Raw genomic sequence first — 6,236 nt, forward strand, 5'->3', positions numbered from 1 at the left:
TTTCGTCGGCACACCCATCATCGCCTTCACCAAAGACCATTCCTGTCCTACATGGAGCAGCATGAGCGCCCCCCTTTATAACAACGACATATTGCGGCTCGCCGCCAGCATTCCGCACCATCGCCGCTTGCCCGCCCCGCAGGCGAGCGTCGAGAAGCGCTCCCCTACCTGCGGATCGCGGGTGACGGCCGATGTGCGGATGGCCGATGGCCGACTGGCGGAGATGGGCCTGGACGTGAAGGCCTGCGCCCTGGGCCAGGCGTCTGCCGCGCTGATGGCGGCGCAGGCGATCGGCCTGACGGCGGATGAACTGGCGCAAGCGCGCGACCGGATCACCGCCTATCTGGCCGGCGACAGCGACGATCTGGATTTCTGGCCGGGTCTGGCGGTGCTGGCGCCCGCGCGCGGCTATCCCGCGCGCCACGCCTCCATCCGGCTGGGGTTCGAGGCGATCGCCGAAGCCGCGCGGATGGCGGACGCCTGATGGACGGGCATAGCGCGACCAGCGCCACCGACATCTTGCTGTCCGAAGGCGTGATCCTGCTGGGCGCAGCAGTTTTTTTCGTGATGCTCTTCCGCCGCTTCGGCCTGGGCGCGGTGCTCGGCTATCTGGTCGCGGGCGCGCTGGTCGGACCCTATGGCCTGGGGCTGGTCGGCGGCGGGGAATCGAAGCTCGCCATTGCGGAAATCGGCATCGTCCTGCTGCTGTTCCTGGTCGGGCTGGAACTTCACCCGGCGCGGCTGTGGCGACTGAAACGCGATATTTTCGCGCTCGGCCTCGCGCAGGTGGTCATCTGCGGCTGCGCGCTGACCGGGATCATCTTCTACAGCACCGGCTTCACCTGGGGCGCCGCGATCGCGCTCGGCCTGCCGCTGGCGCTGTCCTCCACCGCGCAGGTGCTGCCGGGCCTCAAGTCCAGCGGCCGCATCAACTCGCCCTTCGGCGAGAAAGTGTTTTCGATCCTGCTGTTCCAGGATCTCTCGATCGTTCCCCTCATCACCATCATCGCCGCCCTGTCGCGCAATCCTGCCGATGCGGGCGGTCCGCCGGGCTGGATGATGGCGGGCTATACCGTGGCGGCGATTGCCGGCCTGGTGCTGGCCGGCCGCTTCATCCTGCGCCCCCTGCTGGGGCTGGTCGGGCGGATGGGCGAGCGCGAACTGTTCGTGGTGGTCGGCCTGTTCACCGTTCTGGCGGCCGCGGCGCTGATGCACGCGCTGCATCTCTCGACCGCGCTGGGCGCCTTTGTCGCCGGCGTGATGCTGGCCGATTCGCCCTATCGCCACGAGATCGAATCCGATGTCGAACCGTTTCGTTCGATCCTGCTGGGCCTCTTCTTCCTGGCCGTCGGCATGGTGCTGGACCTGCACGCGGTCGCGGCGAACCCGCTGTTCGTGATTGCGATGGCGGCGATCCTGGTCGCGACCAAGGCGGCGGTCATCGCCGGCCTCGCCCGCCTGTTCGGCATGAACTGGCAACAGGCGCTGGGCGCCGGCCTGTTGCTCAGCCAGGGCGGCGAATTCGGCTTCGTGCTGTTCACCCAGGCGCAGGGCGCGCTGCTGATTGCGCCGCAGGCGGCCAGCCTGTTCAGCGCGATCGTCACCTTCTCCATGGCGACGACGCCCTTCCTGATGCTGTTCGCCCGCCGCTTCGAATTCGCCCGGACAAAGGATCATGCGGACCTGCCCGGACCGGAGGACGCGCCGCGCGGCACCGCCATCATCGTTGGCTATGGCCGGTTCGGCCAGACCGTGGCGCAGATGCTGATGGGACATGGCTTCGGCGTCGTGCTGATCGACAAGAAGCCGGCGCAGATCGAGGTGTCGAGCCGTTTCGACATGAAGGTCTATTATGGCGACGGCACCCGCATCGACCTGCTGCGCCGCTCTGGAGGTGACGAGGCGCGCCTCATCGCCTTCTGCATCGACGATCCGTCGCTGGATGCGCGCGCGCTGCAACCCATCGCCGAAGCCTTTCCGCAGGCGGCGCTGATGGTGCGCGCCTTCGACCGGCGGCAGGTGCTCAGTTTGCAGGAGATGGACCTGGCCGGCGTGGTGCGGGAAGTCTATGAATCGGCCATCTGCATGGGCGTGCAGGCGATGGAGGCACTCGGCGTCCCCTCCAAGGAGGTGGAGGAGGTCGAGCGTCAATATCGCCAGAATGACGAGCAGCGCATGGCGCTCCAGATCGAACATGGCACGCTGCTGGCGGCAAAGGACTTGATGTATCGCCCCGGCAAGTCCATGCGCCTGCTCAGCAGAGGGGATGGAGAAGAGGCATGATCGCGATATTGGCCTGCCTGTCGGCGGCGCTCGCCATCGGCGCCGGCGCGTTCGGGGCGCATGGCGTTGCCGATCCCAAGGCGGCCGAATGGCTGCGTACCGGCGGCCTTTATCAACTCATCCATGCCGTCGCGGCGCTGGCGATCATGGGCACCGCTCGTGGCGCGGCGGCGCTGCTGCTGGCGGGCGCGGCCATTTTTGCCCTCACGCTTTACTTCATGGCGCTGGGCGGACCCAAATGGCTGGGCGCCGTCACGCCGGTTGGCGGCACGCTGATGATCGCCGGCTGGTTGTGGGCCGCATGGTCCTTCGGGCAGCGCTGACGCACCGCCCTTGCCCCCGCCGTCCGGCACGCATAGATTGAACCCATGGCCGACCACCACCATCATGACCATCTGGAACCGACCGGCGCAAAGCTGGCGGACGCCGCCCGCATCTCCCTGGAAGCGCAGGACGAACAATGGACGCCCATGCGCGCGGCCATTTTCGATGCGCTGGCGGCGGAGGAGAAACCGGCATCCGCCTATGACATCGCCGACACCGTGTCGAAGGCGCGGGGCAAGCGGGTCGCCCCCAACAGCGTCTATCGCATCCTCGACCTGTTCGTGGCGAACAACATCGCCATGCGCGTCGAAAGCGCGAACGCCTACATCGCCAACGCCCATCCCGGTTGCCATCATGATTGCATCTTCATGGTCTGCCGCAATTGCAAACAAGCGACCCATGTCGACGACGACAAGGTGACCGGTCAGGTCCGCGCCATCGCGGAACAGGAGGGCTTTCGCCCGGAACGGCCGGTTATCGAGATATTGGGCCTGTGCGCCAAGTGCGCGGCCTGATGGGACGTTGCGCCTGGCCCCGGAACGGCCCGGCGCGCATCGGAGTCTATATCTTTCATGAATGATCGCCCCCAAACCGCGCTGCTCGACCAGATTGTCTGGCCGTCGGACCTTCGCACCCTGAAACCGGAGCAGCTCCGCCAGTTGGCCGATGAACTGCGCGCCGAAACCATCGCGGCGGTGGGCGTCACCGGCGGTCATCTCGGCTCGGGCCTCGGCGTCGTGGAACTGACCACCGCGATCCACTATGTCTTCAACACGCCCGACGACAAGCTGATCTGGGACGTGGGCCATCAATGCTATCCGCACAAGATCCTGACCGGCCGGCGCGACCGCATCCGCACCCTGCGCCAGGGCGGCGGCCTCAGCGGTTTCACCAAGCGGGCGGAAAGCGACTATGATCCGTTCGGCGCGGCGCACAGCTCGACCTCGATCAGCGCCGCACTGGGCTTCGCCGTCGCCAACAAGATGCAGGACAAGCCCGGCAAGGCGATCGCCGTGATCGGCGACGGCGCCATGTCCGCGGGCATGGCCTATGAGGCGATGAACAATGCGCGCGAAGCGGGCAACCGGCTCGTCGTCATCCTGAACGACAATGACATGTCGATCGCGCCGCCGGTCGGCGGGCTTTCGGCCTATCTCGCCCGGCTGGTGTCGAGCCGCGAATTTCTGGGCCTGCGCGATCTGGCGCGCAAGCTGGCGCGCAAGCTGCCACGCCCGCTCCATAATGCGGCGCGCAAGACCGACGAATTCGCGCGCGGCATGGCGATGGGCGGTACATTGTTCGAGGAACTGGGCTTTTATTATGTCGGCCCGATCGACGGCCATAATCTCGACCAGCTGCTCCCCGTCCTCGAAAATGTCCGCGACGCCGCGCAGGGGCCGTGCCTGGTCCATGTCGTGACGCAAAAGGGCAAGGGCTATGCCCCGGCCGAAGCGGCGGCAGACAAATATCATGGCGTGCAGAAATTCGACGTCGTCACCGGCGCCCAGGCCAAGGCGCCGCCGGGACCGCCCAGCTACACCAATGTCTTCGCCCAGGCGCTGATTGCCGAAGCTACGCGCGATCCCGCCGTCTGCGCCATCACCGCCGCCATGCCTTCGGGCACCGGGCTGGACAAGTTCCAGCAGGCATTTCCCGACCGCATATTCGACGTCGGCATCGCCGAACAACATGCCGTCACCTTCGCCGCCGGTCTGGCGGCGCAGGGGATGCGGCCCTTCTGCGCCATTTATTCCACCTTCCTGCAACGCGCCTATGACCAGGTCGTGCATGACGTGGCGATCCAGAATCTTCCCGTCCGCTTCGCCATCGATCGCGCGGGGCTGGTGGGCGCGGATGGTTCCACCCATGCCGGCAGCTTCGATGTCACCTATCTGGCGACCCTGCCCAACATGGTGGTGATGGCGGCCGCCGACGAAGCCGAACTGGTCCATATGGTCCATACCTGCGCCGTCCATGACAGCGGGCCGATCGCGGTGCGCTATCCGCGTGGCAACGGCACCGGGATCGCCATGCCGGAAGTCCCGGAAGCGTTGGAGATCGGCAAGGGGCGGATCATGCGCGAAGGACGCCATGTCGCGATCCTTTCGCTGGGCACGCGGCTGGAAGAAGCGCTCAAGGCGGCCGAGATATTAGAGGCCAAGGGGCTGTCCACCAGCGTCGCCGACCTGCGCTTCGCCAAGCCGCTGGACGAGGCGATGATCCGCAAGCTGCTGACCACCCATGATGTCGCCGTCACGATCGAGGAAGGGTCGATCGGCGGCCTGGGCGCTCATGTGCTGACGCTGGCGAGCGACCTTGGCCTGATCGACAATGGCCTGAAACTGCGGACGCTGCGCCTGCCCGACCTGTTCCAGGACCAGGACAAGCCCGAGAAACAATATGCCGAGGCCAAGCTGGATGCGGACGGCATCGTGACCACGGTCCTGACCGCGCTGCGCCACAACAGCGTCGGGGCGGAGGCGCGGGCCTGACGTTGTCGGAGGGCGAAGCGCAGACTTCGCCCACTGCCTCCAACCCAAATGGAAAAAGCAACAATTTGGTTGCATATTTCCGTCCATCGCCCATATGAGCAACCAGGAGGTTGCCTATATGACCGATTCCATCATCAAGACCATCGAGATCGCCGCCCCTGGCGAAAAAGTCTGGGACGCGCTGATCGACCATGAGAAATTCGGCGCCTGGTTCCAGGTGGCGCTCGACCAGCCGTTCGTCGTCGGCCAGATCACGACCGGGCGCATGACCTATCCCGGCTATGAGCATTTCCCCTGGGAATCGCGCACCGTCGCGATCGAGCCGATGACCCGCTTCGCGTTTGAATGGCCCGCCACCGGCGGCGATGCGGACGCGATCAGGTCGGGCGTGCCGGAATGGACTTTGGTGGAGTTTCTGCTTCAGCCGATCGCTTTCGGCACGAAGCTCGTCGTCACCGAAAGCGGCTTCGACAAGGTGCCCGAACCCCGCCGGACCCATGTGATGCGGTCCAATGACGGCGGCTGGGCCGAACAGGTGCAGAATATCAGGCGCCATGTCGAAGGCTGAACCGGCCGTCCTGTTCGCCGCGCTGGGCGACCCGACCCGTCTGGGCCTGCTCGCCCGGCTGGCCGATGGCGGCGAATATTCGATCGCGCGGCTCGGCGAAGGCCTGCCGGTCAGCCGGCAGGCGGTCGCCAAACATCTCGACATATTGCAGGACGCAGGCTTCGTCCGCCGCCGCAAGAGCGGGCGCGAAGTGCAGATCACATTGCGGCGTGAGGGAATCGAAACGGCCCGCCATTGGCTCGACCAGGTCGGCGCGCAATGGGACGGGACGCTTGGCCGCCTGCGCGACCTGTTGGAAGGAGACGGCTAAGGCCGCCTCCCGCCAGGATTATTGCGGGACGGCGGCGCGGGCTTCCTGACCGTCGCCTTCGGGCGCGGCGATGATGTCGCGGGTCGTGTCGCCCTTGTTCACTACGTCCGTACCCGGATCGCCGGCCTGCGAGCGGATGCCGGCGGCCGCGTCGGCACGGCCGGCGGCGCTCAGCGTCGCGCTTTCGGAAGCGCTGCGCTGGGCGGGGCCGCCGAACATCGCCTGCATGGCGTCCTTGCTCGAATCGACGGCAGCCGCC

General features: G+C 66.4%; 7 protein-coding genes and 1 pseudogene. 7 read left to right on the forward strand and 1 reads right to left on the reverse strand.

Annotation, left to right across the window (positions count from 1 at the left end; translation table 11 throughout):
* The first annotated feature begins 61 nt into the window (after positions 1–61).
* The 7 genes from C100_RS35045 (at position 62) to C100_RS35075 (ending at position 5,977) form a co-directional block, all read left to right on the forward strand.
* Positions 62–484, forward strand: coding sequence for an iron-sulfur cluster assembly scaffold protein (locus C100_RS35045; protein ID WP_024019718.1), 423 nt, complete (start codon positions 62–64; stop codon positions 482–484).
* A complete protein-coding gene (locus C100_RS35050; RefSeq protein WP_024019719.1) occupies positions 484–2,283 on the forward strand; it encodes a cation:proton antiporter domain-containing protein in 1,800 nt (599 codons plus the stop codon). The genes C100_RS35045 and C100_RS35050 overlap by 1 nt, the downstream gene beginning before the upstream one ends.
* The gene (locus C100_RS35055; RefSeq protein WP_024019720.1) at positions 2,280–2,606 is read left to right on the forward strand and encodes a DUF423 domain-containing protein; all 327 of its coding nucleotides are present in this window, start codon (positions 2,280–2,282) and stop codon (positions 2,604–2,606) included. Before C100_RS35050 ends, C100_RS35055 begins: the two co-directional genes overlap by 4 nt.
* A 45-nt stretch (positions 2,607–2,651) precedes the next feature.
* On the forward strand, positions 2,652–3,122 hold the full coding sequence (locus C100_RS35060) for a Fur family transcriptional regulator (protein WP_024019721.1): 471 nt from the start codon (positions 2,652–2,654) through the stop codon (positions 3,120–3,122).
* A 57-nt stretch (positions 3,123–3,179) separates the two neighbouring features.
* Positions 3,180–5,099, forward strand: coding sequence for a 1-deoxy-D-xylulose-5-phosphate synthase (dxs, locus tag C100_RS35065; protein ID WP_024019722.1), 1,920 nt, complete (start codon positions 3,180–3,182; stop codon positions 5,097–5,099).
* 118 nt (positions 5,100–5,217) lie between these two features.
* Complete coding sequence (locus C100_RS35070; RefSeq protein WP_031309363.1) at positions 5,218–5,667, forward strand: SRPBCC family protein; 450 nt, start codon at positions 5,218–5,220, stop codon at positions 5,665–5,667.
* Entirely contained in the window at positions 5,654–5,977 is a 324-nt protein-coding gene (locus C100_RS35075; protein ID WP_024019724.1) for an ArsR/SmtB family transcription factor, read from the forward strand. Before C100_RS35070 ends, C100_RS35075 begins: the two co-directional genes overlap by 14 nt.
* Positions 5,978–5,995: 18 nt before the next feature.
* Here C100_RS35075 and C100_RS35080 read toward each other — a convergent pair.
* Positions 5,996–6,236: pseudogene (locus tag C100_RS35080) on the reverse strand (DUF3035 domain-containing protein); the annotation flags it as partial.

This window comes from Sphingobium sp. C100, from assembly GCF_000508185.1.
In the GTDB taxonomy this organism is placed as follows: domain Bacteria; phylum Pseudomonadota; class Alphaproteobacteria; order Sphingomonadales; family Sphingomonadaceae; genus Sphingobium.